Genomic DNA, 26,809 nt, shown 5'->3' with positions numbered 1-26,809 from the left:
AGGTCCCCCTCGAAGTCGATCTCAGGCCAGGCATGATAGTCGTATGCATTCCCCGGAGCGGATCGGCCGCTATCGCCTGGAACGTCCGCTGGGCACCGGCGCCTTCGGCACGGTGTGGCTCGCCCACGACGACCAGCTCGACGCGCCCGTGGCGGTGAAGGTGCTCGCCGACAACTGGTCGCACCGGCTCGACATCCGGGAGCGGTTCCTGTCCGAGGCCCGGCTGCTGCGCAGGGCCGGCTCCAACCGGGTGGTGCAGGTCTTCGACATCGGTGAACTCCCGGACGGGCGGCCGTACTTCGTGATGGAGTACGCCGACGCCGGCACCCTCGCCGACCTGCTGGCGCCGGGTCCGCTGCCGGTGCCGGAGGCGCTGCGGCTGACCGCGGAGGCCGCCCGGAGCGCGGCGGCCCTGCACGAGGCGGGGATCGTGCACCGGGACATCAAGCCCAGCAACGTCCTGCTGCGCACCGCGCCGGACGGCACCCGGCGGCTGCTGCTGGCCGACCTGGGCCTGGCCAAGAGCCTCGCCCAGGCTTCCGGACTCACCCTGGCGGCGGGCTCGGCGGGCTACCAGCCGCCGGAGCAGGCGCAGCCGGGCGAGGGCATCGACGCGCGCGCCGACGTCTACAGCCTGGGCGCGGTCGGCTACGAGCTGGTCACCGGCACCGTGCCGGGCGCGCCCGGGAAGGTGGTGCGGCCCGAGCGGCTGCGCCCGGACCTCGGGGAGGACGCGCAGCGGGCGTTGATGCGGGCCCTGGAGCCGGACCGGGAGCGCCGCTGGCCCGGTGCGCAGGCCTTCGCCGACGAGCTGGACCGGCTGGCCGCTCCCGCCTCCGCGCTGCGGCGGCCGAAGCGGCTCGACGCCGTGCGCCGCAGGCTCAACGCGGTCACCCTGGGCGTCGCCGCGGTCCTCGCCGCGGGCGGCGCGGCCGTCGCGGTGACCCTCCTGAACCACCGGAGCGCGCCGCCCGAGGAGGTGCGGATCGCGGACACCACCGGGCGCGTCGCCGCCGAGGTGCCCGCCGGCTGGGGGCGCCAGCTGCGCGACTCCGGCTGGGACCCGAAGGCGCTCGGTCTGGCACCCGGGCACGAGCCGGGCTTCGAGGTCGCCGAGGACCTGGCGAAGTGGCCGGACCTGTCGACACCGGTCGACGGCGCGTTCGTCGGGCTGAGCGAGCGGGGCGACGTCGGCGGCCGGGTGGACGCCCTCACCCACGACGGCTGTCACTACGACGGCAGCCGCGCCTTCACCACCACGGCCTGGCAGGGCCGGGTGCGGACCTGGAGCGGCTGCGCCGACGGCGGCTCGATCACGGAGAGCGCCCTGGCTCCGGCGGACGGCTCCGGCCGGCCGCAGCTGTACGTGCAGATCCGGCAGCACGGCGGCGGCGACGCCACCGACCGCGTGCTCGGCTCGCTGCGGGTCACTTGACCGGGCGGCGAGAAAAGGTCCGGACCGGGGAAGAATTCCGGCGAAACCGCGAACTTTTCGGCGGCCCCGCGCATCGCAGTCGGTGACGGCGCACGGGGCGCCGCAGGCACAAGGCGACGCGTGCCGTGAATCCAGGAGTGCTGAAAGCCATGGCGTACATGTCCCGGTCCCTGCAGCGCGGGGCCCTGCTCGCGAGCACGGCCGCCGTACTGGGCCTGCTGACCGCCTGCGGCGGCAGCGGCGGCGTCCACCACAGCAGTCCCCCGCACACCTCGCCGGGCACGGCCGCACCGGCGGCCGACGGTACGGCGACGTCCACCGCGCCCCCGAAGGGCACGGGTTCCGCCCCGGCCGACGACAAGACCGCCGCGTCCGCCTCCCGGGGGGCGACCGCCTCCGCGGGCGGCGGCACGACGACCGGGGCCGGCGCCGGCGCCCGCTGCCACACCTCGGAGCTGCGCGCCTCGGTGGGGCGCGACAATCCGGGCGCCGGCCAGGAGAACTTCCCCATCGTGCTGACCAACAGGTCGGGCCGGACCTGCGCCGTGCGCGGCTATCCCGGCGCCGCCTTCGTGAACGCCTCCGGCACCCAGCTCGGGCCCGACCCCCGGCGTACCCCGGGCAGCGCCGTCTCGGTCGTCCTCAAGCCCGGGCAGAGCGCCTGGGCCGGGATGACCTTCTCCAACCCCCAGGTCAGCGGGGCGAGTACCGCGACGCCGAGCGCGCTGGTGATCACCCCGCCGAACGAGCGGGACCCGCTGAAGGTCGCCTGGACGGCCGGCCCCGTCCCCGTGTCCGGCAACGCCTCCTCCGTCTTCCTCACGGTCTTCGCCCCCGGTACCGGCGCCTGACCGACCCCCGCCCGGACCCCGCTGCCCTCCCCCCGGCAGCGGGGTCCGTCATGTTCGGATCACAACTGTCACGGGCCTGCAACAGGGCCCGGCCGCCGCGACCTTTCCGGCGTGATCCGCCATCGGACCCGTCGAACGCACAGCGAGAGGCCCCGCAGGGGGCCGTGACGAGGAAACCGGGGACGGGACATGAGCGGGATCTCACGCAGGCGGCTGCTGACGGCGGGAGCGACGGCGGGCGCCCTGGGTGCGCTGAGCGCCTGCTCGGCGGGCGGTCTGTCGGTGGGCGGGGGCGGCGACGGCGGCAGCACGCACAAGGCGACGCCCGTGAAGCTCATCGGCGACGGCTCCACCGCCTACACCGGTGCCCAGCCGCACCAGCCGGCGCCGGCCCGGCTGAAGTCCGGTGCCAGGCCGCCGCAGTTCGTGGTGTTCTCCTGGGACGGCGCGGGCGAGGTGAGCAACCAGCTGTTCTCCCGGTTCCGCAAGGTGGCCGCCGACCACGGCGCGAAGATGACGTTCTTCCTCAGCGGCATCTACGCGCTGCCGGAGTCGAAGAAGCACCTCTACCGTCCGCCGCAGCACGCGGTCGGCGCCTCCGCGATCGGCTACCTCGCCGACCGGCACATCCACGCCACGCTCCAGCAGGTGCGGGCGGCCTGGCTGGAGGGCCACGAGATAGGCACCCACTTCAACGGGCACTTCTGCGGGGCGACCGGGGTGCGCAACTGGTCCTCGGCCGAGTGGCGCAGCGAGATCGACCAGGCGGTCGACTTCGTGACCAAGTGGAAGACGAACACCGGCTTCACCGACCTGGAGCCGCTGCCCTTCGACTACCGCAAGGAGCTGATCGGCGGCCGGACCCCGTGCCTGGAGGGCCAGACCAACCTGCTGCCCACGGCGGCCGCGCTCGGCTGGAAGTACGACGCCAGTTCCCCGGGCGGGCTGCAGATGTTGCCGGGCAAGGTGCAGGGCGGCCGGATCTGGGACTTCCCGCTGCAGTCGATACCGTTCTCCGGGCACTCCTTCCAGGTGCTGTCGATGGACTACAACATGATGTTCAACCAGTCGGCCGGCAACCCGCTGGGCGACCGGGCGCGGTACGACGCCTGGCGGGCGCAGGCCCGGGACACCTATCTGGCCGGCTTCCGGCGGGCGTACGAGACGAACCGGGCGCCGTTCTTCATCGGCAACCACTTCGAACGCTGGAACGGCGGCATCTACATGGACGCGGTGGAGGAGGCGATCGGCCGCATGGCCGAGCACGACGACGTGCGGTTCGTGTCCTTCAAGCAGTTGGTGGCGTGGCTGGAGGCGCAGGACCCGGCCGTGCTGCGCAGGCTGCGCACGCTGTCGCCCGGGCAGTCGCCCACCGGCGGCTGGGGGGAGTTCCTGGGTGCCGGGGGTGCCGCGAGCGCCGGGGCGTCGTAGCCCGTTCACCGGCGTCTGCTTTCATGAGCGGGCACCAGTGGATCAACCCGGGGAAGGACCGAGCCCTGAACACCCCGCTCGCCGAGGCCCTGTCAGCCGTCCTGCTCGTCGCCGTGCTCGTCTGGGCCGTCATCCGTCCGTTCGGCCTGCCCGAGGCGGTCATGGCCGTGCCCGCCGCCGGGATCGCCGTCGCCACCGGCGCGATCTCCCTGGACCACGCTCGTGCCGAGGCGGAGCGGCTGGGTCCGGTGGTCGGGTTCCTGGCGGCGGTGCTGGTGCTCGCCCACTTCTGCGATCTGGAGGGGCTGTTCCAGGCGTGCGGGGCGTGGATGGCGCGGTGGGCGGCGGGGCGGCCGGTGCGGCTGCTGACGGCCGTGTTCGGGCTGGCGTCGGTGATCACGGCCGTACTCAGCCTGGACGCGACGGTGGTGCTGCTCACGCCGGTGGTGTTCGCGACGGCCGCGCGGACCGGGGCGCGGCCCAAGCCGCATGTGTACGCCTGCACCCATCTGTCCAACACCGCGTCCCTGCTGCTGCCGGTGTCCAATCTGACGAACCTGCTGGCGTTCGCGGCCAGCGGGCTGGGCTTCACGCGGTTCGCCGCACTGATGGCGCTGCCGTGGCTGGTGGCGATCGGCGCGGAGTACCTGGTCTTCAGGCGGTTCTTCGTACGGGACCTGTCGGCGGCGGCCCCCGGCCCGGGGACCGGCGGCGAGACGCCCGGGCTGCCGCTGTTCGCGGTGGTGACCGTGGCCTGCACCCTGGCCGGCTTCGTGGTGGCCTCGGCGCTCGGCATCGATCCGGCGTGGGCGGCGACGGCGGGGGCGCTGGTGCTCGCCGCGCGGGTGCTGCTGCGCCGGGGGGCGACGCCGATGACGGTGGTGCGGGCGGCCTCGCCGGGCTTCCTGGCGTTCGTGCTGGCGTTGGGCGTCGTGGTGCGGGCGGTGGTGGACAACGGCCTCGCGGGTGCGCTCGGGCATGTGCTGCCCGGTGGTACGGGGCTGCCGGCGCTGCTGGGTGTCGCCGCGCTGGCCGCCGTGCTGGCCAACCTGATCAACAACCTGCCCGCGGTACTGGTCCTGCTGCCGCTGGCCGCGCCGGCCGGCCCGGGGGCGGTGCTCGCGGTGTTGCTCGGGGTGAACATCGGGCCGAACCTGACGTACGCGGGTTCGCTGGCGACGCTGCTGTGGCGGCGGATCGTGCACCAGCACGAGCACGAGGTGGACCTCGGCGAGTTCACCCGGCTGGGTCTGCTCGCCGTGCCGTCGGCGCTGGTCGCGGCCGTGGTGGCACTGTGGGGGTCGCTCCAGGTGATGTGAGCGGGACCGTACGGGCAGAGCGGGTGAGGGAGGCGGTGCGGGTGAGGGAGGCGGTGTGGCGATGCGGGTGATCGTGTGGCTGGTCGAGGGCACCTGGCCCGCCTGTGTGGACGCGGTGCGCGCGCACGCGCCCGACGCGTCCGAGGTCGTGCTGCTGCACGTGAGCGAGCCCGGCGTGCCCGGTCTGGCACACGGGGCGTTCGCCGGTCTGCTGGGCCGGGGCCGCCCCCGGGGGCACCGCCCGGCCGAGGGCTGGGGAAGGGATCCCGGCGACCGGCTGGAGGACCTCGGTGTCACCTCGGCGGCCGAGCTGCTGCGGGCGGCGGCCGAGCGGCTGGGCCGCCCGTGCTCCCGGCTGGAGCGCACCGGACGGGTGGAACGGGAGGTGGTGGCCGCCGCCGAGGGGGCCGGCCTCCTGGTGCTGGCCCGGGACGGCGACCGCTCCCGGCTCGGCCCGCACAGCCTGGGGCCGCCGTCCCGGTTCGTCGTCGACCACGCGCCCTGCCCGGTCCTGCTGGTCTGGCCGGAACCGGCCCCGGACCTGACCACGCTCCCGCCGCCACCGCCACCGCGCCCCCACCACTGAGCGGGCGCGGATCCTCAGCGGTGACGCCCTCCGTAGCCGTAACCCCAGCCGCCGTACCCGCCGTACCCGCCGTAGCCGCCTCCGTAGCAGTAGTGCGGGTAGGAGGCGCAGACGTCGGAGGGCGCGGAGCCGGTCGGAGTCGGCTCGGCGGCCGGCTTCGACGGTGTCGGGGCCGGCGTCGCCGCGGGTGCCTTCCTGGGTTCGGGGGCGGGCGTCGCCGAGGGCGTGGGCGTCGGCGTGACGTCCGCGTCCCAGTTGACGATCTGCATCTGCAGGTCGGGCTTGGACGTGTCGACGGTCCAGCGCTGGACCGCGGTGTCGGTGCGGGTCTTGACGACCAGGGCGCCCCCGCCGTCGGTGGCCGCCGGGGTGAGCGCCAGGTCCTGGTTCCAGCGGGGCACCAGCACACCCTGGAGGGTGAAGTCGTAGCGGACGCTCTTGGCCGCGGCACCGGTGGCCGTCTCGTCGGGGCAGGGCGAGAGCTGGACCGAGTAGCCGAGGTGGGAGTCCAGGCACAGGCCGGGGGCGGCGCCGTTGCGCAGCAGTCCGTCCGTCTCGTACGTCCACTGCTGGCTCGCCGTCGAGGAGCAGGTGGCGAGTTCGGTCTCCGCCCCCTTGACGGCCTTCTTGCCGACGACGCCCACGCACAGCCCCGAGGCGACGTTGTGCAGCCTGCCGCGCAGGGTGCCCTGGGTGTTCCTGCCGTTCCCGGCGTAGGAGGGGCCCGGACTGGCGGCTCCGGTGCCGGGCGCCGGGGCGGGCTTGCCGCCGGCGGCGGGGGGTGCGTCGTCGCCCGAGCCGAGCACCGACCACAGGATCAGCGGCAGGACGACCAGTCCGCTCACGGTGGCCACGGCCAGGGCGAGGTTGCGGCGGCGGGCGCGCCGGGCCGCCCGGTGAGCGGACCGGCGGGACGGGGCCGGGGACGCGGACGGCTCCGCGGCGGGCGCCTCGGACAGGGTGGACGGGGTGGACGCGGTGGGTGCCGGTGGGAAGGCCTCGCCGTGCCGGGGACCCTCGGCGGAGGGGGTTTCCGGCTCGGTGGCCTCCTCCTCGGGCGGGGCCGCCCGGGACTCCAGGTAGGCGCCGGCGCCCCAGCCGAGCACCGCCTCGGCGAGGGCGAGGCCGAGCCCGGCGTTGAACTGGGCGAGCTGGTCGGCGGTGTGCCGGCAGTGCCGGCAGCCGGCCAGGTGCTGCTGGAGATCGGGGTCGATGTCGACGCCGCCGCGCCGGAAGGTCACGTCGAGCATCCGGAAGTAGCGCAGGCACTCCTGGTCGGAGGCGAGTTCACGGTGGGCCTGGAGGCACTCCTCGCGCAGCCGCTCGCGGGCCCGGCGCAGTTCGACGCGGGCGTCCTCCACGTCCAGGCCCAGCAGCCCGGCGGGCACCGACAGCGGTTCGGCCTCGACCTCGACGTGCCACAGCACCGCCCGGGACGACTGGGGCAGCCGCTGGAAGGCACGGGAGAGCAGCCGGCGGCCGGGTGCCGGGAGCAGCCGGGCGGCCGCGCGGTCGCCCGCGTCGCTCCCCGAGCGCAGGTCGGGATGGAGGAGTTCCTGCCGGCCGTCGCTGTCCCACTCGGCCGCGATCCGGCGCACGGTGACCAGCAGATGGGGCCGCCAGGCGGCGGAGGGCCCCGCCTGGCGCAGCGACTCGCCGAACAGCCGGGTGAAGGCCGCGGTGGTGAGCATGCCCGCGGCGCGCGGTCCGTCGGTGCACAGCCGGGCGTAGGCGAAGGCCGCTTCCCAGTGGCGGTCCAGGAGTTCTCCGACGGGATGGAGCGCCGGCGTCGTCCCCGTCCACTTCTTCAGTTCGGCGCTCAGCTGCTCGTCCGTATTCACGGCTGCATTCCTTCCAGACACACCGCGGGAATTAGTCCATACCAACGGGTATGCGGGGATTCGGCATCTCGACGTCCGCCTTGGGCAGCTCTTTTGAAGCGTGGGGGGGCGCACGGGAGCGGCCTTCGCGCATGCAGCGGAAAATTAGTTGTCTGCACGCCGTCAGCGCACACCTTTGCACAGGCCACCGAGGTAGAACAAGAGATTCCGGCGTTTTACGCGAAGGCGGCCGGTCACCGGGAATTGACGAAACGTCAACGAGGTGGGGCCGGTATCGGGTCTCGCATTACCGGCGTACGTTTCGGGCCGGGGTCACCGGAGGCGAGGAGGGCATGTATGCGGTTCGACGAGGACGGCTTCACCGTCGTACACGGGATGTTCGGGCACACCGAGATCGAACGGCTGTGCGCCGAGTTCGCGGCGCTGCACGCGGCCGGCCCGGTGCCGGGGCACTTCGAGCCCCGGGCGGGCGGGGACGACGGGCGCCCGGCCGATCCGCTGCACACCCATCCGCGCGTGATGCAGCCGCACGAGATCAGCACCGTCGCACGGGACTTCCTGCTGGACTCCCGGCTGCGGGCGGTCCTGGAGACGCTGCTCGGGGAGGAGGTGCTGGCCGCGCAGAGCATGTTCTACTTCAAGCCGCCCGGCGCCCGGGGCCAGGCGCTGCACCAGGACAACTTCTATCTGCGGGTCGAACCGGGCACCTGTGTGGCCGCCTGGGTCGCCTGCGAGGCCATCGACCGGGACAACGGCGGCCTGGAAGTCGTCCCGGGCACCCACCGGATGGACCTGTTCTGCCCCGAGGAGGCGGACGCCGGGCTGTCGTTCGCCCGGGAGTACGTCCCGCCGCCGCCCGGTCTGGCCCCGGTGCCCGTGGACATGGAGCCGGGTGACGTCCTGTTCTTCAACGGGAGCCTGGTGCACGGCTCGCAGCCCAACCGCAGCGCCGACCGCTTCCGGCGCTCCTTCATCGGGCATTACGTGGGCCGCTCCACCCGGCGCATCGGCGGCTACTACCGGACGCTGTCCATGTCCGGCGAGCGTGTGCCGCTGGCCGAGAGCGAGGGGGCCGGCCCGTGCGGCACGGAGTTCGCACCGCACGGGCCGCACTGACCGGGCCGCACTGAAAGGCCCGCACTGAAAGGCCCGCACTGACCGGGCCGGCCGCGCCGAGCGGTCGTCAGTGGCCGCTGATGGCGCGCGCGGTGTAGGGCCGCTCCAGTTCCTCGATCTCCTTGACGCTCAGCCGCAGTTCCACGGCGGCCACCGCGTCCTCGATGTGCCGCGGCCTGCCCGCGCCGACGACGGGAGCGGCCACCGTGTCCTGGTGCAGCAGCCAGGCGAGGGCCACCTGGGCGCGCGGCACGCCCCGGTCGTCGGCGATCCGGGTGACCGCCTCGACGATGGAGCGGTCGCTGTCCAGGTACAGCTTGCCGCCGAAGGCGTCGCCGGCGCTGCGCTCGGTGGTGGCGCCCCACTCGCGGGTGAGACGGCCGCGTGCCAGGGGACTCCACGGCAGCACGCCGACGCCCTGGTCCGCGCAGAGCGGCAGCATCTCCCGCTCCTCCTCGCGGTAGAGCAGGTTGTAGTGGTTCTGCATGGACACGAACCTGGTCCAGCCGTGCCGTTCGGCCGTGTACTGGGCCTTGGAGAACTCCCAGGCGTACATCGAACTCGCCCCGATGTAGCGGACCTTGCCCGCCTTGACCAGGTCGTGCAGCGCCTCCATCGTCTCCTCGACGGGCGTGTGGTGGTCGTAGCGGTGGATCTGGTAGAGGTCGACGTAGTCGGTGCCGAGGCGGCGCAGGCTGTGGTCGATCTCCGTCATGATCGCCTTGCGGGACAGCCCGCCGCCGTTCGGCCCGGGCCGCATCCGTCCGTGCACCTTGGTGGCGAGGACGATCTCGTCGCGGTCGGCGAAGTCGCGCAGCGCCTTGCCGACGATCTCCTCGCTGGTGCCGTCGGAGTAGACGTTGGCGGTGTCGAAGAAGTTGACGCCCGCTTCCAGCGCCTGCCGGATCAGCGGGCGCGAGGCCTCCTCGTCGAGGGTCCACTCGTGGACGCCGCGGTCCGGCAGACCGTAGGTCATACAGCCCAGACAGATCCGCGACACGTCCAGGCCCGTCGAACCGAGCTTCACGTACTGCATCGTTGCTGCTCCTGCCTTCGGGTCGGTTACCACTCGGAGAGTACGTCGGCACGGCCCGAGGCCTCGGGCCGGTGTGGTGCCCGCAGGTGACCGCTCGGCGTGGGAGCCGCCGGGAGGCGCCGTGGTGGGCGCATCCTCGGCGCAGGTGACCGGCGTCCGGCCGGTCAGTGCCGCTCGGAGGAGACCCGGTGCCGACACCCGCGACCACCCTGCGAACCCTGGCCGGGGTCGGCCTGCTGACCCTCGCCCTCGTCACCCCCGCCTGGGGACGGCCCGCTCCCCCGCAGCCCCGTGCGGCCGAGGGGCCGTCCACCCTGTGCGCGGCGGCCGGAACCCTGCGCGGCGCCGACGGGCAGTCGGCCGGCGTCAGCCTCTGCGCGGGCAGCGGCACCCCGCAGCTCGGTGTCTCCGCCCCCGCGAACTGCGCGCGCACCGGCACCGGGACGCGGTACGTCTGCCTGACCGACGGCACCTGGACGGCCCGGCGCGGCGGCACGACCGTGGCCACGGGGACGCTGCCCGGCTCGGCCGACTACCCCGGCCCGGGGACGTACGACCTCACGGCCGCCGTACGGGTGCGGTCCACGCCCGCCGGCGTCGACCTGAAGGGCACCGTCCACGCCACCCTGACGCTCACCGCGCCCAAGGCGAAGGCCACCCACGCCATCACGGTCGACCGGCCGGAGCTGCGCCGCGCCGCCACGACCACCCTCACCTACACCGTCCGCCGGGACAGCGACGACGGGGACGGCAGCGCCCGCTTCGGGCTCATCGGCGAGGAGGGCAGCGGCGTACGCATCGCCACGGACGACCCCCGCTGTGTCAGCCCGCTCGTCGGCCGCTACCCGTCCACGACCCGGCTGCGGTACTCCCTGGACTGCGCGCTGACCGACCTCCAGCCGGGCCACCCCGACACCGTGAGGGTCCGGGTGACCGTCGGCCCGAACTGCTCCACGGTCGTGTCCAAGCTGGGCTACTGGATGCCCAAGGGACAGGCCCTCTACACCGGGGGCATGCTGGCCGGTCCCACGGTGACCTGCCGCTAAGGCTGTTCGAGCAGGTCCAGCGCCCGCGCCCAGTCGAACTCCCCCCGCCCGCCGGTGCCTTCGGGCGGCGCGTCGTACGGCTCCCCGAAGCGGACGCCCATCGCGCGCAGCCGTTCCACGCTCGCCCGGTACGCGGGGTGGGATGCCAGCGCGTCGGCCACGCACGGCAGGACACCGATCGGGATGCCCAGGCCCGCGGCCTCGCACAGCGTGCCGAGGGCGAGGGTGTCGGCGATCCCGGCCGCCCACTTGTTGACGGTGTTGAAGGTGGCGGGCGCCACCAGCACCGCGTCCGGCGGCGGGAAGGGACGCGGGTCGCCGGGGCTGCGCCAGGCGGAGCGGATCGGGCGGCCGGTCCGCGCCTCGACATCGGCGGCGTCGAAGAAGCTGCCCATGGCGACCGGCGTGGCTATGACGCCGACCTCCCAGTCCCGCTCCTGGGCGGCGGTGATCAGCGTGCCGACGCCGGCGGCGATCCCGGCCGCGCAGACGACGACGTAGAGGAAGGGCTTCTCGGCGGGTTCGGTCATCCGGGAACCCTACTCACTCAGGCGGTGCGGGCGGCCCCGCCTGCGTGGGGCCGCCCGCACCGGTGGAAGCCGGAAGCCGGAAATCAGCCGCCGGACTCCGTCACCGTGATGGCGCCGACCGGGCAGGCGCGGGCGGCCTCCCGCACCATCGGGTCGCCGCCGCCGTCCTCACGGCCCGGAACCAGCGTGCTGAAGCCGTCGTCGTCCTGGGCGAAGACGCCCGGCGCGGCCAGGGCGCACTGGCCCGCCCCGATGCAGACGTCCTTGTCGATGTCGATGTGCTCGATGTGCTCGGTGTGCATGGCAGGAGCCTCTTACCAGGTCACGGGGAGTTCCAGCATCCCCTGGATCGTGTCGCCGGGTTTGAAGGGGATCTCCTGGGCCGGGGCGGCGAGGCGCAGGCCGGGCAGCCGTCGCAGCAGGGTGCCCAGGGCGATCTCCATCTCGGCGCGGGCCAGGTTCTGGCCCAGGCACTGGTGGATCCCGAAACCGAAGGCGACGTGATGACGGGTGGGCCGGTGCCAGTCCAGGGTGTCGGCGTCGGAGTAGACGGACGGGTCCCGGTTGATCACCGAGGTCGAGAAGAGGACCCCGTCGCCGGCCCGGATCGTGGTGCCGTCCACCTCGATGTCCTCCAGGGCGACCCGCGCCAGCCCGTCGGCGATCGACAGCATCCGCATCAGCTCCTCGACCGCGTCGGGCAGCAGCGCCGGGTCGGCCCGCAACTCGGCCAGCCGCTCGGGGTGCTGGAGCAGCGCGAAGGTACCGAGCGAGATCATGTTGGCGGTGGTCTCGTGCCCGGCGACCAGCAGGATGACGGCCAGCGAGACCAGTTCGGCGCGGTCCACCGTGCCCTCGCGCAGCTGGTGGTGGACGAGGTCGTCGAGAACACCGTCACCGGGGCCGGGCTGTGCCGCCTTCCGGTCGATCAGGTCGCCGAGGTAGTCCTCCAGCTGCCGGCGCGCGTCCTGGGTGTCGTCGGCGGACGGGCCGCGCAGCAGCCGGCGGGACTGCGCCTCGAAGAACTCGTGGTCGGCGTAGGGCACGCCGAGCAGCCCGCAGATGACCATGGAGGGCACCGGCAGCGCGAAGGCCGGGACCAGGTCGGCCGGCGGGCCCTTCTCGATCATCGCGTCCAGCAGGTCGTCGACGGTCTTCTGGATGACGGGCCGCAGTCCGGCCGCGCGCTTGAGGGTGAAGGCCGGGATCATCATCCGCCGCTGGGTGTGGTGCTCGGGGTCGTCGAGGCCGAGCAGGGCGACCCGGCGGTCCCGGACGGCCGCGAAGCGGGCGGTGGGCGCGGGGAAGCCGGGGCGGCGGCGGTCACTGGACAGCCGGGGGTCGGACAGCAGCGTCCGGGCGGCGGCGTGGCCGGTGACCAGCCAGGCCTGGCGGCCGTCGTAGAGGGCGATGCGGGACAGGGCTCGCCCGTCGCGCAGGGAGTCGTAGCCGGTGGGCGGGTGGTAGGGGCAGGTGCGGTCCTGGGGGAAGGCGACGGGTTCGGCCTGGTGCGCCGGACCGGTGGCTTCCGTCAGGTCCGTCAGATCCGTCATGGAAGACCTCGCAGACGAAGTTGGTGCGTCGTGCCGATCTTCATTAGATGCCCCGGGCATCTATAGGGCGACGGCAAGTTCGGCCAGATCGGTGACGCGCGCGATGTGGCCGAAGACCGCTCTCCGGAAACTCGATTATCCGCCGAAATCCGGTTGTCGCCACCGGGGCGCGGGCCGCAGCATCTGCGCATGTCCCTCGCTGACGCCTTCCTGCCGCCGACCGCCACCGCCGCCCACCGTCCGGTGCCGGGCCGGCAGCAGCCCGGCCGTCCCCGGAGACCCTGGCCCGTCCGCCCGTGACGGCCGCGCTCGTGGCGGGTCTGCTCGCCGGGTTCGGCATCGCCGTCCCGGTCGGCGCCGTCGGGGCCTACCTGGTCTGCCTCACCGCCCGCACCTCCCTGCGCATCGGCGCCTCGGCCGCCCTCGGTGTGGCCAGCGCCGACGGCCTCTACGCGCTCCTCGCCACGGTCGGCGGCTCCGCCCTGGCCGCGGTGCTGCGGCCCGTGCTGACCCCGCTGCGCTGGGCGTCGGCGCTGGTGCTGACGGCGCTGGCGGTGCGCGGCGCGGTGACCGCCGTACGGCGGTACCGGGCGCTCCGGGCCGGTACACGGCCGGAGCGCCCGGTGGCCGGACCTGGCCGGGCGTATCTCGCTTTCCTCGGCATCACCCTGCTCAATCCGGCCACCGTGGTCTACTTCGCCGCCCTGGTCCTCGGCACCCGCACCGCCGACACCGTTCACCCCCTGGAGCAGGGCGCCTTCGTGCTGGCCGCGTTCGCCGCCTCGGCCGGTTGGCAGCTGCTGCTCGCCGGGGGCGGCGCGCTGCTCGGCCACGCCCTGACCGGCCGCCGTGGCCGACTGCTCACGGCGCTGCTGTCGAGCGCTGTGATCCTCGCTCTGGCGGTGCGCACGGCGTTGCCGTGAAGGCGCCCGCCAGGCCCCAGGGGCGCCGGGGGCTCACAGGAGGCGGGAGCGGGGTCCCTCCACCGCGAACGCGCGGGCGACGGCGAGGCTGTCCTCGTAGACGTGGTGGCGGACGACCAGGCCGTCCCGGACGGTCAGGTGCAGGGCGAACCTGGCTCGATAGGGGCGTCCGGTCGCCCTGGCCGTCTGCCGGATCTCGCCGAGTACGACCGCCTCGTCGCCGTCGGTCAGGAGACGCTCGATCCGGGTGTCACCCTGTCCGGGGACGTGATGGGCGGCCAGTTCCCGGAAGTGGGCGGCGACGTCCGCGCGGGTGGAGCGGTGCCGGATCCAGGGGGTCGCGCTGCGGCCGTGTTCGGGCTCGGGCCAGTCCAGCTTCCAGTCGACGTCGTCGGCGTACAGCTCGGCGATCCGCTCGGGGTCGCCGGCGCCGAGGCGGCGCAGCAGCTCGTCCACGACGGTTCGGGTCGGGAGGGTGGTGCGGCTGGGAGACACGGCTGTCCTGCCCCTTCTGCGTTCGGCCGGATGCCACGGGAGTGGGGTGCGCTCGGCACACTGTGCCGGGGCCGCACGGGGGACGCGATTACCTCCGGGGTAATGGACGGCCTCCGAAGGGGGCACCGGTACGGATGATCCGGGCGCCCACCGGTGTTGACGCGGGCGCCAGACAGAAGTCGAAGCGAGGAGAGCGACGCCATGCCTCTTGAGGGCGAGTACGAGCCCAGCCCGGAGCAGTGGGTGCGGGAGCAGGTGGAGTTGTACGAGAGCTCGGGCGGGACCGAGGGGACGACGCTGATGGACACGGGCATGCCCGTCATCGTGCTGACCACCAAGGGGGCCAGGAGCGGCAAGATCCGCAAGTCGCCGCTGATGCGGGTGGAGCACGAGGGGAAGTACGCCGTGGTCGCCTCGAAGGGCGGGGCGCCCGCGCATCCGGTCTGGTACCACAACGTCAAGTCCGATCCGCATGTCGAGCTGCAGGACGGGCCGGTCAAGCAGGACATGACGGCCCGTGAGGTCACCGGTGCGGAGAAGGCGCAGTGGTGGGAGCGGGCGGTGGCCGCCTATCCGCCCTACGCCGAGTACCAGGAGAAGACCTCGCGGGAGATCCCGGTGTTCGTGCTGGAGCCGGCCGACGGGAACTGATTCAGGCCGTGCGGGGACCGGTTTTTAGAAAAATCTGCGCTCGGCAGGCATGAACCCGTTTCGGGCCGGGCACCCGTGCGTCAGGCCCCGCCGCGTTCCCCCGTCGCGGCGGGGCTTTCTCGTGCCTCGCCGGCCGGGCGGTCCGTCACGTCGAGGAAGATCTGGTCGGCCTCGGGCACGGTGTGGGCCAGGGAGCGCTTGATGCGTACGGCGATCTCCTCGACCCGCTCGCTGTCCAGGCCCGGCACGAGGTCGATCCGGGCGGCGACCAGCATCGAGTCCAGGCCCATCTTCATGGTGAACAGCGCCTCCACGCTGTCGATCTCCGGCTGGGCCCGCAGCAGCGAGCGGATCCTGCCGCTCAGCTCCGGGGTGGCGGCCTCCCCGATGAGCTGGTCGCGGGCCTCGCGGCCGAGCCGGTAGGCGACGTAGACCAGCAGGACGCCGATGGCCAGCGAGGCGGACGCCTCCCAGACCACCTGTCCGGTCGCCATGTGCAGGGCCATGCCGGCCAGTGCGAGGGTCACGCCCAGCACCGCGGTGCCGTCCTCGGCGACGACGGTGCGCAGGGCCGGGTCGCTCAGCCCGCCGCCCTGCCCGCGCACCTGATGCAGGGCCCGCAGCAGCGAGACGCTCTCGGCGAGCAGGGCCACGCCGAGCACGACGAACCCCGCCACATAGCCGGTGAACGTTTCGTCGGCACCGTCGCGCAGTGCCTCGACGCCCTGGAAGACGGAGAAGCAGCCGCCCATGACGAAGATCCCGACGGCCGCGAGAAGCGACCAGAAGAACCGCTCCTTGCCGTAGCCGAACGGGTGCCGTGCGTCGGCGGGCCGGCGGCTGCGCCGCAACGCGGCCAGCAGGAAGACCTCGTTCAGGCTGTCGGCCACGGAGTGCGCGGCCTCGGAGAGCAGCGCGGGCGAGCCGGCCACGGCGCCCCCGGCGGCCTTGGCCACGGCGATCACCAGGTTCGCCGCGAGCGCGACCACGACGGTGACCCGGGTCCTGTGGTCGGCGTTCCGCGCTTTCCCGCTCTTGCTGGAGTCTGTCCGGTTCACCCTTCGCCGACTGCCCGCGCCCGGGCAGGTCACACCGTGCGGGCCGGGGAAATCGGGGAACGCGGTTCCCAGGAGAGCAGCCGTGGCGAGGAGGAGACATGAACGCGGACCGCAACAGCGCGTACGGACACGAGTCGTTCACGCGGTCCAAGAGCCACTTCACGGACCGGATCACGACGGACGGCCGGGACGGCTGGCCGGTGGCGGCCGGACGCTACCGGCTGGTGGTCAGCCGGGCCTGTCCGTGGGCGAGCCGCGCGGTGATCTCCCGCCGGCTGCTCGGGCTGGAGGCCGCGCTGCCGATGGCCGTCGCCGACCCGATCCAGGACGACCGCAGCTGGCGGTTCACCCTCGATCCGGGCGGACGCGACCCCGTCCTCGGTATCCGCTTCCTCGGCGAGGCCTACGAGAAGCGGGAACCGGGCCATCCCGGCGGGGTCAGCGTCCCCGCGGTCGTGGACGTGCCCAGCGGGCGGCTGGTCACCAACGACTACCAGCGGCTCACCCTCGACCTCGCGACCGAGTGGACGGCCCTGCACCGCGAGGGGGCGCCGGATCTTTACCCGAGCGAACGGCGTGACGAGATCGACGCGGTGATGGCGGAGGTCTACGAGGACGTCAACAACGGCGTGTACCGGGCCGGTTTCGCCAGCCGCCAGACGGAGTACGAGGAGGCCTGTACGGCGCTCTTCCGGCGGCTGGAGCGACTGACCGAGCGACTCGCCGGGCAGCGCTACCTGGTCGGCGACACCCTCACGGAGGCGGACATCCGGCTGTTCACCACCCTGGTCCGGTTCGACGCCGTCTACCACGGTCATTTCAAGTGCAATCGCTGGAAGCTGACGGAGAACCCGGTGCTGTGGGCGTACGCCCGGGATCTCTTCCAGACGCCCGGCTTCGGCGACACCGTGGACTTCGACCACATCAAGCGGCACTACTACCGGGTCCACACCGGTATCAACCCGACCCGGATCGTTCCCCTGGGCCCGGATCTCTCCGGCTGGCTGACCCGGCACCACCGGGAGGAACTGGGCGGCAGGCCGTTCGGCGACGGCACCGCGCCGGGCCCGGTGCCCCCGGACGAGGAGGTCCCGGCCCCGGGCAGGCCCTGACCACGACACCCCGACATCACGACGACCCGGACATCCCGACGACCCGGACATCCCGACGAAGGAGATCCACGTGGCGAAGAACAAGAAGAAGAAACTCCCCCTCGTCTACCAGCCCGTCGGCTTCGTGCTGAGCTGGGCCGGCGGCGCGCTGGCCGGCCTGGCCTTCCGCAAGGCGTGGAAGACGATCCGGCACGAGGAGGACGCCCCGGACGCCCTGGACCCGGACCGCGGCTGGGGCGAGATCCTGCTGGCGGCGGCGGTCCAGGGCGCCATCTTCGCGGTGGTGCGCAGTGCCGTGGACCGCACCGGCGCCAAGGCCATCGAGCGTTCGACGGGGGTGTGGCCGGCGTCCGACAAGGGCGGCCGGGACTGAGCGGTCCTCGCGCTCAGCCCTGCTTGGGGGCGGTGGGCGGTACGAGGCGCAGGGTGAAGGAGTGGCCGGCCGGGTCGGAGTAACCGCGTTCCTCGTACGGCCCGGCCGCGTCCTTGGTGTCGATCGGGCGCCCGCCGAGCCCGATCACCCTGCGCTCCGCCTCGTCCAGGTCCTCGACCAGGAAGTCCAGATGGGCCTGCAGGGAGTTCTCCGGGCGGGGCCAGCTCGGCGGGGTGGCGTTCACATCGCGGCGGCAGGCGATCCGGACGCCGTCGGCGCCGCGGATCTCGATGAGGTTGGCGGACGCGTCCGTCTCCTCACCGTCCAGGAACTGCCGGTAGAACTCGGCGAGTTTCTCGGGTTCGGCGCAGTCGAGAACGACGACGCCCGCTTTCACCAGGGGCATGCTTCCTCCGGGGATGTCGGCGGATCCGTCTTCGGGGGTCCCTCCCCCTGCGGATATCCCCGTGCCCGCGATTCAGTCGGCTCTCGCCTCCGCCAGCAGGGCGGCCGCGGCCGCCAGCAGCAGGTCCAGGGCGGCCGGGTAGGAGCTGCCCGGCATCGAGGCGACGAGGTGGCGGGCGGTGGCCGCGATGTGCGGGTGGGTGTCGGCGGGCAGCCGGGCGTACGTGGTCCGCCACACCAGCGCCTCCGCCTCCCGGGCGGACCGGGGCAGCGCGGTGCCCGCTGAGTCCAGGGCGCCGAAGGCCAGGGCCTGGTCGACGAACGCGTGATAGATCCGCACCGCCTCGGCGTCGGGGAACCCGGCCCCGCGCAGCACTCCGAGCATGCTCTCCACGGCCTGGATCTCATGGGTCCGGCCGGTCACCCGGTGGGCGCTGAGCATCGCCGCGCGAGGGTGGGCGAGGGCACCGGCGTGCATGCGCAGGCCCAGGTCGCGCAGGTCGGCGCGCCAGTCTCCGGTGGGGCGCCAGACCCGCAGGGTCCGGCCGATCAGCTCGTCGGCGATGGCCAGCATCAGGTCGTCGGTGTGCCGGAAGTACCGGTAAAGGGAGCTGGGGTCGGCGCCGAGCGCGCGGCCGAGGCGGCGGACGGAGAGGGCGTCGGCGCCGTGCTCCTCGATCAGCCGGAGCGCGGTGTCCACGATGAGTTCGGCGGACAGGACGACGCCCTGCTTGGTGGGGCGCCGGCGCCGGCGGTCGGCGGACGGGACGACACGGTCGCTCACAGGACCTCCCTGGGTGTGACGGGGACCTTATGACAACACCGTTGACCTGTGAAGGGCGCGGGCAGTTTCATGTGCCGTCATCAGGGCCCACCGGGCCCCACGGCGCGAGCGGAGAGCCGGCCATGAACGACAAACCCCACGGCACACGTCCCCCCGCGCGGCAGGAGCTGCGCAAGTCCCTGGGCGTCCTGGACGGGATCGCCGTCGCCGCCTCCAGTACGGCCGCGACCACCAGCATCGGCATCGGCCTCGGCGTGACGGCCGGGGTGGTGGGACTGCACCTGCCGGCCATCATGCTGCTGGCGTTCCTGCCCGTCCTCGGCATCGCGGGCGCCTACTCCCGGCTGAACAAGGTCGAGCCGAACGCGGGCAACGGCTATGTCTGGGTGGGCCGTTCCCTCAGCCCGTGGCTGGGTTTCACGGTGGGCTGGGTCAACATCGTCGCCACGGTGGCGTTCCTCGCCTACACCACCGCGGTCACCGGCTCGGCCGTTCTCCAACTGGCCGGGGAGGCCGGGCTGCGCCGGCTGGGCGGGCTGGCGCTGGATCCGGGCTCGACGGCGCAGACGACGACCGTGGGCATCGTCGTGCTGGTGGCGGTCACCCTGACCGCCGTGACCGGCGTCCGCACCGCGGCCCGGCTCCAGACCGGCCTGCTGGTCTTCGAGTACGTGGTGCTGCTGGGGTTCTGCGGATACGGCATCGTCACCGGACCGCACGCGTTCCGGCTGTCCTGGTTCGACCCGTTCGCGATCCCCTCGGCGACGGCCCTGGCGCAGGGACTGCTGCTGTCGGTGTTCTGCTACTGGGGCTTCGAGGCCGCGTTCAGCGTCAACGAGGAGGTGCGCGACCCGCGGGACGCCTCCCGGGCCGGCCTGATCACGCTGGTGACGATGCTCGGACTGTTCCTGCTCGGCTCGGTCGCCTTCCAGCGGGTGCTGTCGGGTCCGGAGCTGGTCGGGCACGGCCCGCAGGGGCTGGCCTACTTCGGCGACAAGCTGGCGGCACAGCCCCTGGCCGCGCTGCCGCTGGTGGCGCTGATGTTCTCGGCGGTGGCCTCCCTGCAGGCGGGGGTCATCCCGACGGCCCGGTCGATGTTCGCGATGGGCCGGGACCGTACCCTCGGACCGGTGTGGTCCAGGGTCAGTGCCCGCTACGGGACACCGGCGGCCGGTACCGTGCTGGTCGGGGCGCTGGCCGCGGGGGTGGCGGCGCTCTCCCTGGTGATCCCGAGGCTCGCCGACATGGTCCTGGCGACGGTGAACGCCGTCGGCATCGTCGTCTCGTTCTCCTACGCGCTCACCGCGCTCGCCGCCGCCGTGCGCTTCCGCTCCCTGCTGCGCGAGGACTGGCGCCAGGGCGTGCGCGCGGTGCTGCTGCCCGCGCTGAGCGCCCTCGTGCTGCTCGGCCTCGGCGGCTGTCTGGGCTGGTCGTTCTACCACTCCACCCACCACCTCGCACTGCGCGCGGACAACGGCTGGTTCCTGCTGCTCACCCCCCTGGTCATGATCGCTTCGGGCTTCGTGGCCGCCGCCTGGGCCCGATGGGTGCGCAGATCGCCGTACTTCCGCACCGGCGAGGGCACCGACGCCGACGCGCCCGAGCTGCTCGTCACCGTCGGCTGACCGCGAGGAAAAGGAACCATGCACGCAGATCTGCTCTTCACCGGCGGCCCCGTCCTCACCCCCGAGGGCCGTACGGCGACCGCGGTGGCCGTCACCGGCGACCGGATCACCGCCGTCGGGGGCGAGGACGTACGCGAACTGGCCGGGCCCCGCACCGAGGTGGTGGACCTCGCCGGACGGCTGCTGCTGCCCGGTTTCCAGGACGCGCACGTCCATCCGGTGCCGGCGGGTCTGGAGCTGAGCCAGTGCGATCTGACCGGGAAGCGGAGCGCCGAGGAGACGGTGGCCGCGGTGCGCGCGTACGCGGCGGCGCATCCGGAGCGGGAGTGGATCCTGGGCGGCGGCTGGTCGATGGAGGCGTTCGAAGGCGGTACGCCGACGAAGCGGCTGCTGGACGAGGTGGTGCCGGACCGGCCGGTGTACCTGCCCAACCGCGACCACCACGGGGCCTGGGTCAACAGCCGGGCGCTGGAGCTGGCGGGCATCGACCGCGACACGCCCGACCCGGCCGACGGACGGATCGAACGGGACGCCTCCGGTGCGCCGAGCGGCACGCTGCAGGAGGGCGCGATGCAGCTGGTCGGCCGGCTCGCCCCGCCGGCCGGCCCGGCGGACCGGCTGGCGGCACTGCTGCACGCCCAGCGGCATCTGCACGCGCTCGGCATCACCGCCTGGCAGGACGCGCTTGTCGGGGAGTTCCTCGGCATGGACGACCCGTCCGACGCGTATCTCACCGCCGCGCGGGACGGCTCGCTGACCGCCCGGGTGGTCGGCGCGCTGTGGTGGGACCGGGAGCGGGGGGCCGAGCAGATCCCGGAACTGGTGGACAGGCGCGCCGCGTCGAGCCACGGCCGGTTCCGGGCCGGCGCGGTGAAGATGATGCTGGACGGGGTCGCCGAGAACGGCACGGCGGCGCTGCTCGACCCCTACCTGGACAACTGCGGCTGCGCGACCCGCAATCGCGGCAAGAGCTTCATCGATCCGGCGCGACTCCCGGCGTACGTCACCGAGTTGGACGCGCTCGGCTTCCAGTGCCACTTCCACGCGCTGGGCGACCGGGCGGTGCGGGACGCGCTGGACGCCGTCGAGGCGGCCCGGGCCGCCAACGGACCCAGCGACACGCGGCCCCACCTGGCACATCTCCAGGTCGTGCACCCCGCCGACATACCGCGTTTCGCCCGGCTCGGCGCCACCGCCAACATCCAGCCGCTGTGGGCCGCGCACGAGCCGCAGATGGACGAGCTGACGATCCCCTTCCTGGGCCCGGAACGGGCCGGGTGGCAGTACCCGTTCGGGTCGCTGCTGCGCGCCGGGGCGCGGCTCGCGGGCGGCAGCGACTGGCCGGTGAGCAGCCCCGACCCCCTCCAGGGCATCCATGTCGCGGTGAACCGGGTCGAACCGGGCGGCGACGCGCCGGTGTTCCTGCCCGGGGAGCGGCTGGGTCTCGGCGACGCGATCAGGGCGTACACGGCCGGTTCGGCCCATGTGAACCACCTCGACGACACCGGACGGGTGGCGGTGGGCGCGCTCGCGGATCTGGTGGTCCTGGACCGCGATCCGTTCGACGCTCCCCCGGAGCGCATCGCGGACACGCGCGTCGCGCACACATACGTCGGGGGCGCGCGAGTGTACGCGGCTCAGGAGGCATGAGCAGTAACACACATCACGGCCAGGTCACGCGTCGATCATTTACGCTCTGGGCAGTCTCGTAGCGCTTCATGGCTCAACTTTCGAGCCACGAAGACCAGTTCGAGTGCACGGGTGGCCGACAGGCCACCCGTTCGCAGGGGCGGGGGGCTCTGCGCACTGTCGCCCGAAAGGAAACACATGCCTCAGGCCGTCACGTTCGACCTGCCCTCCGAACCCCCCGGCAGTGGTCTTGCGGAGTTCGCGCGCGCCCGCCGTCCGCGCTTCCTCCCGCGGTCGGCCACACACCCCGGATCCGGTGGCCGCGCCACGCCTGCCGGGCCGCGTGTGCTTTCCGATCAGCACAGCTGAGGCGGCGACGCGGGGGCCCGCCCCGTAGCGAGGGCGCTTCGACGAGCCCCCCCCGGCCGCCGACGCGGCAGTCGTCCCCTCACGGTCGTTCGCGGCAGGAGCCGGTACCGGTCGGGTGCGTCCGGCTGTCCGGCGAGGCCGTCGCGGCAGGAACAGAACAGTCTCATCCACGACCGGCCAGCACCCACGGCCGGTCGATTCCGTTGCCAGGACCACAGTTCGAAGGAGACCGGTGTGAAATCTCAGGGCGTAGGTGCTGTTCAGAGGGCGTCCGCCGACAGCCTGCTCCCGGCCCGGCCAGGCTCCCGGCCCCAGCCCGGGGAGCCGGGGAGCACCCTGGCCGGCCTCCTGAGGGAACACGTCAAGGGGACCACGGAGCAGCACCGGACGTCCCAGGACGCCGCTCGGCAGCGGCTGGACGCACTCGGCTCGTCCCGCTCCGGCACCACGTTGCATGTGGCCGGGGCCCTCCATCTCGCGCAGCGCGCGTTCCTGCCGCCCGACGAGGAGGGCTACGCCAGGTTGAGGCGCCTCGACAGTAGCCTGCGCCCGATAGAAGCGGCCTTTCCCCAGGTCGGCACCGATATCGAGATCTGCCGACTGACGTGCGCGATGCTGGAGGGGGCCTGGCGGAGCCGGGCGCTCGCCCCGCCGCGCGAGGAGGAGCGGACGACCGCCTGCGCCTGCCCGCTGTGCCGCCGGCTGCCCACACCCCCCGCGCGCACGCTGGACGACTACAGCTGGCGGCAGAGCGCCGGCCGCCCCCTCAGCGTCAAGGCCTGGCCGTACCGCGAGGAACTCGACAGCGTCCTGACCGCCGGATGGATCTGGGTCCGGCAGATGAACGACCTTCACCAGGACCTCGGCCTGCGCCACCGCTTCGAAGACGACATCCTCGTCTTCCACGAGTACAAACGCGTGATCGACACCATCGACACCACGTCCCTCACCCAACTCGTCGAAGGCCGCTTGGCCGAGAGTTTCAGCACCAACAGCGCACGGGCACTGGTCTGCGGACTCTATGCGGCCCACAAGCGGTCCGCCGACGAGTACTGGCTCCAACAGCACCACGCGGGCGGCGTCGTGCTCCCCCAGACCAACCCGCTCGGCCAGAGCACCTACCCACTCCTCCAGATGCTGGACTGCCTGTTCTGGCATGTCTCCCCCGACACGGAGCTCTGGCAGGAAGAACACCTCGCGTCCCTGCTGCTGTGCCGCGTCGTCGACGACATGGCCGACGTACGGGTCGACGCCCTCACCGGTGAGATCAGCAACTTCTGGCTCGCCGACATGCCCACCCACACCAAGGCCCTCTACGCCGCCTGCGCCATCGCCCTCATCAAGTACGGCTGCATGCCCGAGGCGCATTCCTCGATGTGGAACACCTGGCTGATGACCAGCACCATCGTCTGGATGGGGCTCACGGGCCGGCACGCCCTGTGGTTCGACGGCATCACCCAGGACCTCCTCCCGGCCGAGGCGTGCCCGCTGTGCGACCTGCAGCCCCACGCGTGCACGGGCATCCTCACCGACGGCACCACCCTCACGATCAGCGCGCGGCCCACCGCACCGGCACTGAGCGTGCGGACCGCCGAGCTGTCCGCACGCTGCCGGGCCCAGTACCCCCGGACATGGCCCCTCCTCGACGCCGAGCTCCATGCTTTCGAAGCCCTGCACGGCCCCTGGCACGGCAACATCGACAGCGCGTGGGAGATCCTGCGCCGCACCTACGTCGCCGCCGTGGAGGCATCCATGGCCGCACCGTCCACGGAACGCGCACGTCATGTCCAGCAGGACGCCGGCGCAGTGGGAAGCGAGCAGTTCTACACCCTGTACGACCCCGGGACCGGGAGGGAGGACACCGCGCTGCTCGCCTACATGTTCGGCTGCGCGCACCCGCACTTCCTGTGGAACGCCACGGGGTACCGTCCCTCCGCCCTCGCGGGCGACTGGCTCGACGGCTGACGCCTCGATCCACCGTGGGACGGCGCTGCCGCCCGGCCGGGTCTCCGGCCGGGCGGCAGCGTGCTCAGACCGGGAACTCGACCGGCAGGCTGTCCAGCCGGGACTCCCAGGTGGAGGCGGTCGAGGTGAGTTCGTCCGCCGGCACGGCCAGCCGCAGGCCCGGCAACCGGTGCAGCAGGACGTCCACCGCGATCTCGATCATGGACTGCCCGATGCTCTGCCCGGGGCACTCGTGGGGGCCCGCGCCGAACGCCAGATGCGCCTGGTTGCCCTCCACCGAGACGCCCGGGTCGGGCCGGACCTCGGGGTCGAGGTTGCCCGGTGCGAGACCGAGGACGAGCAGGTCGCCGGCCTCGACGAGGTGGCCGCCCAGTTCGACGTCGCTGGCGGCGAAGCGCCCCGGCAGGACGGTCAGCGGCGGAGAGTTCCACATGGCCTCCTCCATCACCGCCGAGATGTTCAGCTGACCGCCGATCAGCCCGGAGAGCCGGGAGGCGTCGGTCAGGACCAGCCGCAGCACCCGGGCCAGCAGGTTGGTCGTGACCGCCGCGGCGATCAGCACCACGCGCAGGTGGTGGACGACCTCGTCGTGCTCGAGAGCCGCGTGATGCTCCAGCAGGTCGGTGGCGAGGTCGGAGCCGGGTTCGGACCGCCTGCGCTCCACGAGTTCGCCGAAGATCTCCATGATCACGCCGTCGTGCCTCACGGCGTCCTCGCCGCCCTTGAGCACCTGCGCGCAGGACTCGACCAGCCGGCGACCCTCCGCCTCGGCGAGCCCGAGGATCCGGGACATCACGAGCATCGGCAGATAGTCGGCGTAGTCCGCCACCAGATCGGCGCGGCCGTCGGCCGCGAACCCGTCGATCAACTTGTTGGCGAAGTGCGTGGCGTGGCGCCGGATACCGCGGCCGGCGGCGGCCTGCAGCGCGTCGCTGACGGCGCCGCGCAGCCTGCGGTGCGGCTCGCCGTCCTGGGAGACACAGTCGGGACGCCAGCCGAGCATCGGAATCAGCGCGGAGGTCTCCGCGATCCGGCCTTCCCGGTAGTCCCGCCAGGTCCGCGCGTCCCTGGGGAACTGGCTGGGATTGTCGAGCACCCGCCGGCTGTCCCGGTAGCCCAGCACCAGCCAGGCGTTGATGTCGCCCTCCAGCAGCACCGGCGCCACGGAACCGTGCTCCTTGCGCAGCCGCTCGTAGATCCCGAACGGGTCGGTCGCCGCGTCGGGCCCGTACAGCCGGGCCGGCTCGGCCGACCCGTGCGCGACCGGGCAGCCGCGGGGGGCGTCGGGACTGTCGAGGCTCTGGTCGTTCATCGGGGCTCCAGTGCGACGGCGGAGCGTGCCTGCAGATGGCGTATCAGGGCGATCAGTACGTCACGGCTGGAGGCCCGGTCACGGGCGTCACAGGCCACGACCGGGGTGTGCGGGGAGATGTCGAGGGCGTCCCGGATCTCCTCGATGGGGTGTTCCTTGCAGTCCGGGAAGACGTTCAGGGCGATGACGAAGGGCACGTTCTGCCGCTCCATCTCCTCGATCGCCCGGAAGCTGGAGGCCAGCCGCCGGGTGTCCACCAGGACCACCGCGCCGAGCGCCCCCTTGAACAGACCGTTCCACAGGAACCAGAACCGCTCCTGGCCCGGGGTGCCGAACAGGTACAGCATCAGGCTCTCGTTGAGGCTGATCTTGCCGAAGTCCAGACTGACGGTGGTCTCGGCCTTGTCGGCGACACCGATCAGGTTGTCGACGCCGGCGGTGGCCTGGGTGAGGGTCTCCTCGGTGGTGAGCGGCTTGATGTCGCTGACGGAGCGGACCATGGTGGTCTTCCCGGTGCCGAACCCCCCGGCGATCATCACCTTGACCGAGCGGGTCCCCCCGGCACCGGGGTCGCCGGAATGGTCAAAGCCTTTCAAGTCCACTGAGTACCTCCTGGAGGAGCGCGAGGTCGGGCCCGCGTCCGGCGTCGTGCGCCGGAATGGGATCACGGGCTTCAATACGGCCTGCGTCCAGCAGATCCGCCAACAGCACCGCGAGAATGTTGAAGGGCAGTCCGAGGTGGGCGCCGAGTTCGGCCACCGACAGCGGATCGCGGCAACGCCGGAGGATCTCCTCGTGCTCGTACTGCATGCCCGGTAAGGGGGCGGCGAGGGAGACGACGAGGGTCGCCACGTCGAGGCTCGACGCCGACCCGCCCGGTCGGCTGCGCCCTCCCGTGAGGACGTAGTAGCGCTCCAGACCGGACGGGTCCGCGGGCCGTCGGGGAGCACTCATCCAGAGTGCTCCTCCAGGCGCGGAGAGGTGCCGAGCAACTCGCCCATCCGCCGGGACAGGTCCCTCATCTGGTGGCCGAGCAGGCCCTGGTCAAGTCCTTCGCGGGCGAGGACGCCGAGGTACGTCTCGACCCCCGCGCGTACGACGAACAGATGTCCCCCGTCGACCTCGATCATCGCGAGCCGCAGCTGCCCGGCGTACTTCGGGAACTGCTCGGCGACCGGCTGGGCGAGGGCCTGCAGGCCCGCCACCACGGCCGCGAAGCGGTCCACGTCGTCGGGGTCCTCGGCGCCGAAGGAGGTGATGGCCTTGCCGTCACTGGAGGCCACCAGGGCGAAGCGGATCTCCGGGATGGACTCCACGAGATCGCGGAGCGCCCAGCTCACGTCGGTTCCCTGTTGCGTCATGTG

At 72.9% G+C, this 26,809-nt stretch carries 27 protein-coding genes; 14 read left to right on the top strand and 13 right to left on the bottom strand.

The annotated features are described in order from the left end of the window. Positions 1–43 precede the first annotated feature (43 nt). The 5 genes from ACFYMM_RS21695 (at position 44) to ACFYMM_RS21675 (ending at position 5,622) form a co-directional block, all read left to right on the top strand. Entirely contained in the window at positions 44–1,435 is a 1,392-nt protein-coding gene (locus tag ACFYMM_RS21695; RefSeq protein ID WP_388388938.1) for a serine/threonine-protein kinase, read from the top strand. A 149-nt stretch (positions 1,436–1,584) separates the two neighbouring features. Beyond that, positions 1,585–2,286, top strand: a complete 702-nt coding sequence (locus ACFYMM_RS21690; RefSeq protein ID WP_388388936.1) for a DUF4232 domain-containing protein — start codon at positions 1,585–1,587, stop codon at positions 2,284–2,286. Between the two features lie 189 nt (positions 2,287–2,475). Then, positions 2,476–3,717, top strand: coding sequence for a hypothetical protein (locus ACFYMM_RS21685; RefSeq protein ID WP_388388934.1), 1,242 nt, complete (start codon positions 2,476–2,478; stop codon positions 3,715–3,717). Between the two features lie 23 nt (positions 3,718–3,740). Continuing rightward, a complete protein-coding gene (locus ACFYMM_RS21680) occupies positions 3,741–5,036 on the top strand; it encodes an arsenic transporter (protein ID WP_388388932.1) in 1,296 nt (431 codons plus the stop codon). A gap of 61 nt (positions 5,037–5,097) precedes the next feature. After that, complete coding sequence (locus tag ACFYMM_RS21675; protein ID WP_388388930.1) at positions 5,098–5,622, top strand: universal stress protein; 525 nt, start codon at positions 5,098–5,100, stop codon at positions 5,620–5,622. 14 nt (positions 5,623–5,636) lie between these two features. Here the strand turns inward: ACFYMM_RS21675 and ACFYMM_RS21670 are convergent, their stop codons facing one another. Next, positions 5,637–7,463 carry a ricin-type beta-trefoil lectin domain protein gene (locus ACFYMM_RS21670; protein WP_388388928.1) on the bottom strand — a complete coding sequence of 609 codons (1,827 nt, stop codon included), beginning with the start codon at positions 7,461–7,463 and terminating at the stop codon, positions 5,637–5,639. A gap of 336 nt (positions 7,464–7,799) precedes the next feature. Between ACFYMM_RS21670 and ACFYMM_RS21665 the strand changes: the two genes are divergently transcribed. After that, complete coding sequence (locus ACFYMM_RS21665) at positions 7,800–8,579, top strand: phytanoyl-CoA dioxygenase family protein (RefSeq protein ID WP_388388926.1); 780 nt, start codon at positions 7,800–7,802, stop codon at positions 8,577–8,579. Positions 8,580–8,646: 67 nt separating this feature from the next. Here the strand turns inward: ACFYMM_RS21665 and ACFYMM_RS21660 are convergent, their stop codons facing one another. Beyond that, positions 8,647–9,615 carry an aldo/keto reductase gene (locus ACFYMM_RS21660; RefSeq protein WP_388388924.1) on the bottom strand — a complete coding sequence of 323 codons (969 nt, stop codon included), beginning with the start codon at positions 9,613–9,615 and terminating at the stop codon, positions 8,647–8,649. A 188-nt stretch (positions 9,616–9,803) separates the two neighbouring features. Between ACFYMM_RS21660 and ACFYMM_RS21655 the strand changes: the two genes are divergently transcribed. Next, positions 9,804–10,661 (top strand): hypothetical protein, encoded by an 858-nt coding sequence (locus ACFYMM_RS21655; RefSeq protein ID WP_388388922.1) that lies wholly within the window; start codon positions 9,804–9,806, stop codon positions 10,659–10,661. Here ACFYMM_RS21655 and ACFYMM_RS21650 read toward each other — a convergent pair. The 3 genes from ACFYMM_RS21650 to ACFYMM_RS21640 all read right to left on the bottom strand — a co-directional run bounded on the left by ACFYMM_RS21650 (position 10,658) and on the right by ACFYMM_RS21640 (position 12,744). After that, positions 10,658–11,191, bottom strand: a complete 534-nt coding sequence (locus tag ACFYMM_RS21650) for a flavoprotein (protein ID WP_388388920.1) — start codon at positions 11,189–11,191, stop codon at positions 10,658–10,660. The two genes, ACFYMM_RS21655 and ACFYMM_RS21650, sit on opposite strands and share 4 nt — an antisense overlap. Before the next feature lie 83 nt (positions 11,192–11,274). Then, positions 11,275–11,493 (bottom strand): ferredoxin, encoded by a 219-nt coding sequence (locus ACFYMM_RS21645; protein ID WP_388388918.1) that lies wholly within the window; start codon positions 11,491–11,493, stop codon positions 11,275–11,277. A gap of 12 nt (positions 11,494–11,505) precedes the next feature. Continuing rightward, positions 11,506–12,744 (bottom strand): cytochrome P450, encoded by a 1,239-nt coding sequence (locus ACFYMM_RS21640; RefSeq protein WP_388388915.1) that lies wholly within the window; start codon positions 12,742–12,744, stop codon positions 11,506–11,508. 296 nt (positions 12,745–13,040) lie between these two features. On the opposite strand from ACFYMM_RS21640, the gene ACFYMM_RS21635 reads away from it, so the two are divergent. Then, positions 13,041–13,667 carry a LysE family transporter gene (locus ACFYMM_RS21635; RefSeq protein WP_388388913.1) on the top strand — a complete coding sequence of 209 codons (627 nt, stop codon included), beginning with the start codon at positions 13,041–13,043 and terminating at the stop codon, positions 13,665–13,667. A gap of 33 nt (positions 13,668–13,700) precedes the next feature. On the opposite strand, the gene ACFYMM_RS21630 is transcribed toward ACFYMM_RS21635, so the two are convergent. Further along, on the bottom strand, positions 13,701–14,162 hold the full coding sequence (locus ACFYMM_RS21630) for a nuclear transport factor 2 family protein (RefSeq protein ID WP_388388910.1): 462 nt from the start codon (positions 14,160–14,162) through the stop codon (positions 13,701–13,703). A 201-nt stretch (positions 14,163–14,363) separates the two neighbouring features. Between ACFYMM_RS21630 and ACFYMM_RS21625 the strand changes: the two genes are divergently transcribed. Next, positions 14,364–14,813 carry a nitroreductase family deazaflavin-dependent oxidoreductase gene (locus ACFYMM_RS21625; protein ID WP_388388908.1) on the top strand — a complete coding sequence of 150 codons (450 nt, stop codon included), beginning with the start codon at positions 14,364–14,366 and terminating at the stop codon, positions 14,811–14,813. An 80-nt stretch (positions 14,814–14,893) separates the two neighbouring features. On the opposite strand, the gene ACFYMM_RS21620 is transcribed toward ACFYMM_RS21625, so the two are convergent. After that, positions 14,894–15,871, bottom strand: coding sequence for a cation diffusion facilitator family transporter (locus ACFYMM_RS21620; RefSeq protein ID WP_388388906.1), 978 nt, complete (start codon positions 15,869–15,871; stop codon positions 14,894–14,896). 98 nt (positions 15,872–15,969) lie between these two features. On the opposite strand from ACFYMM_RS21620, the gene ACFYMM_RS21615 reads away from it, so the two are divergent. Next, a complete protein-coding gene (locus ACFYMM_RS21615; protein ID WP_388388904.1) occupies positions 15,970–16,983 on the top strand; it encodes a glutathione S-transferase family protein in 1,014 nt (337 codons plus the stop codon). 70 nt (positions 16,984–17,053) lie between these two features. Then, positions 17,054–17,356 carry a DUF4235 domain-containing protein gene (locus ACFYMM_RS21610; protein WP_388388902.1) on the top strand — a complete coding sequence of 101 codons (303 nt, stop codon included), beginning with the start codon at positions 17,054–17,056 and terminating at the stop codon, positions 17,354–17,356. Positions 17,357–17,369: 13 nt separating this feature from the next. Here ACFYMM_RS21610 and ACFYMM_RS21605 read toward each other — a convergent pair whose 3' ends face one another. Together ACFYMM_RS21605 and ACFYMM_RS21600 are read right to left on the bottom strand one after the other, a co-directional pair. Beyond that, entirely contained in the window at positions 17,370–17,762 is a 393-nt protein-coding gene (locus ACFYMM_RS21605; RefSeq protein WP_388388900.1) for a VOC family protein, read from the bottom strand. Positions 17,763–17,834: 72 nt separating this feature from the next. Further along, positions 17,835–18,545, bottom strand: a complete 711-nt coding sequence (locus ACFYMM_RS21600; protein WP_388388897.1) for a TetR/AcrR family transcriptional regulator — start codon at positions 18,543–18,545, stop codon at positions 17,835–17,837. A 122-nt stretch (positions 18,546–18,667) separates the two neighbouring features. Here ACFYMM_RS21600 and ACFYMM_RS21595 point away from each other — a divergent pair, with 122 nt between their 5' ends. The 3 genes from ACFYMM_RS21595 to ACFYMM_RS21585 all read left to right on the top strand — a co-directional run bounded on the left by ACFYMM_RS21595 (position 18,668) and on the right by ACFYMM_RS21585 (position 24,133). Beyond that, on the top strand, positions 18,668–20,170 hold the full coding sequence (locus ACFYMM_RS21595; RefSeq protein WP_388388895.1) for an APC family permease: 1,503 nt from the start codon (positions 18,668–18,670) through the stop codon (positions 20,168–20,170). Between the two features lie 18 nt (positions 20,171–20,188). Next, the gene (locus ACFYMM_RS21590; protein ID WP_388388893.1) at positions 20,189–21,820 is read left to right on the top strand and encodes an amidohydrolase; all 1,632 of its coding nucleotides are present in this window, start codon (positions 20,189–20,191) and stop codon (positions 21,818–21,820) included. 582 nt (positions 21,821–22,402) lie between these two features. Continuing rightward, complete coding sequence (locus ACFYMM_RS21585; protein WP_388388891.1) at positions 22,403–24,133, top strand: hypothetical protein; 1,731 nt, start codon at positions 22,403–22,405, stop codon at positions 24,131–24,133. 64 nt (positions 24,134–24,197) lie between these two features. Here ACFYMM_RS21585 and ACFYMM_RS21580 read toward each other — a convergent pair whose 3' ends face one another. The 4 genes from ACFYMM_RS21580 to ACFYMM_RS21565 are packed head-to-tail and all read right to left on the bottom strand — an operon-like array spanning position 24,198 to position 26,806. After that, positions 24,198–25,445 carry a cytochrome P450 gene (locus ACFYMM_RS21580; RefSeq protein ID WP_388388889.1) on the bottom strand — a complete coding sequence of 416 codons (1,248 nt, stop codon included), beginning with the start codon at positions 25,443–25,445 and terminating at the stop codon, positions 24,198–24,200. Next, complete coding sequence (locus ACFYMM_RS21575; RefSeq protein ID WP_388388887.1) at positions 25,442–26,047, bottom strand: ATP/GTP-binding protein; 606 nt, start codon at positions 26,045–26,047, stop codon at positions 25,442–25,444. Before ACFYMM_RS21575 ends, ACFYMM_RS21580 begins: the two co-directional genes overlap by 4 nt. Next, on the bottom strand, positions 26,028–26,399 hold the full coding sequence (locus ACFYMM_RS21570) for a DUF742 domain-containing protein (RefSeq protein WP_388388885.1): 372 nt from the start codon (positions 26,397–26,399) through the stop codon (positions 26,028–26,030). Before ACFYMM_RS21570 ends, ACFYMM_RS21575 begins: the two co-directional genes overlap by 20 nt. Continuing rightward, entirely contained in the window at positions 26,396–26,806 is a 411-nt protein-coding gene (locus ACFYMM_RS21565; RefSeq protein ID WP_046733906.1) for a roadblock/LC7 domain-containing protein, read from the bottom strand. Before ACFYMM_RS21565 ends, ACFYMM_RS21570 begins: the two co-directional genes overlap by 4 nt. Positions 26,807–26,809: the final 3 nt, after the last annotated feature.

The sequence above is a fragment of the Streptomyces sp. NPDC006739 genome (assembly GCF_042869815.1).
GTDB lineage: Bacteria > Actinomycetota > Actinomycetes > Streptomycetales > Streptomycetaceae > Streptomyces.
The sequence above is the reverse complement of the archived record's forward strand: the minus strand, read 5'-3'. Positions and strand labels throughout refer to the sequence as shown.

Coding starts and splice junctions, on each gene's coding strand:
- ACFYMM_RS21695 (WP_388388938.1), top strand. CDS start 44: ATGCATTCCCCGGAGCGGATCGGCCGCTATCGCCTGGAACGTCCGCTG.
- ACFYMM_RS21690 (WP_388388936.1), top strand. CDS start 1,585: ATGGCGTACATGTCCCGGTCCCTGCAGCGCGGGGCCCTGCTCGCGAGC.
- ACFYMM_RS21685 (WP_388388934.1), top strand. CDS start 2,476: ATGAGCGGGATCTCACGCAGGCGGCTGCTGACGGCGGGAGCGACGGCG.
- ACFYMM_RS21680 (WP_388388932.1), top strand. CDS start 3,741: ATGAGCGGGCACCAGTGGATCAACCCGGGGAAGGACCGAGCCCTGAAC.
- ACFYMM_RS21675 (WP_388388930.1), top strand. CDS start 5,098: ATGCGGGTGATCGTGTGGCTGGTCGAGGGCACCTGGCCCGCCTGTGTG.
- ACFYMM_RS21665 (WP_388388926.1), top strand. CDS start 7,800: ATGCGGTTCGACGAGGACGGCTTCACCGTCGTACACGGGATGTTCGGG.
- ACFYMM_RS21660 (WP_388388924.1), bottom strand. CDS start 9,615: ATGCAGTACGTGAAGCTCGGTTCGACGGGCCTGGACGTGTCGCGGATC.
- ACFYMM_RS21650 (WP_388388920.1), bottom strand. CDS start 11,191: ATGACCGAACCCGCCGAGAAGCCCTTCCTCTACGTCGTCGTCTGCGCG.
- ACFYMM_RS21645 (WP_388388918.1), bottom strand. CDS start 11,493: ATGCACACCGAGCACATCGAGCACATCGACATCGACAAGGACGTCTGC.
- ACFYMM_RS21640 (WP_388388915.1), bottom strand. CDS start 12,744: ATGACGGATCTGACGGACCTGACGGAAGCCACCGGTCCGGCGCACCAG.
- ACFYMM_RS21625 (WP_388388908.1), top strand. CDS start 14,364: ATGCCTCTTGAGGGCGAGTACGAGCCCAGCCCGGAGCAGTGGGTGCGG.
- ACFYMM_RS21615 (WP_388388904.1), top strand. CDS start 15,970: ATGAACGCGGACCGCAACAGCGCGTACGGACACGAGTCGTTCACGCGG.
- ACFYMM_RS21605 (WP_388388900.1), bottom strand. CDS start 17,762: ATGCCCCTGGTGAAAGCGGGCGTCGTCGTTCTCGACTGCGCCGAACCC.
- ACFYMM_RS21595 (WP_388388895.1), top strand. CDS start 18,668: ATGAACGACAAACCCCACGGCACACGTCCCCCCGCGCGGCAGGAGCTG.
- ACFYMM_RS21590 (WP_388388893.1), top strand. CDS start 20,189: ATGCACGCAGATCTGCTCTTCACCGGCGGCCCCGTCCTCACCCCCGAG.
- ACFYMM_RS21580 (WP_388388889.1), bottom strand. CDS start 25,445: ATGAACGACCAGAGCCTCGACAGTCCCGACGCCCCCCGCGGCTGCCCG.
- ACFYMM_RS21570 (WP_388388885.1), bottom strand. CDS start 26,399: ATGAGTGCTCCCCGACGGCCCGCGGACCCGTCCGGTCTGGAGCGCTAC.
- ACFYMM_RS21565 (WP_046733906.1), bottom strand. CDS start 26,806: ATGACGCAACAGGGAACCGACGTGAGCTGGGCGCTCCGCGATCTCGTG.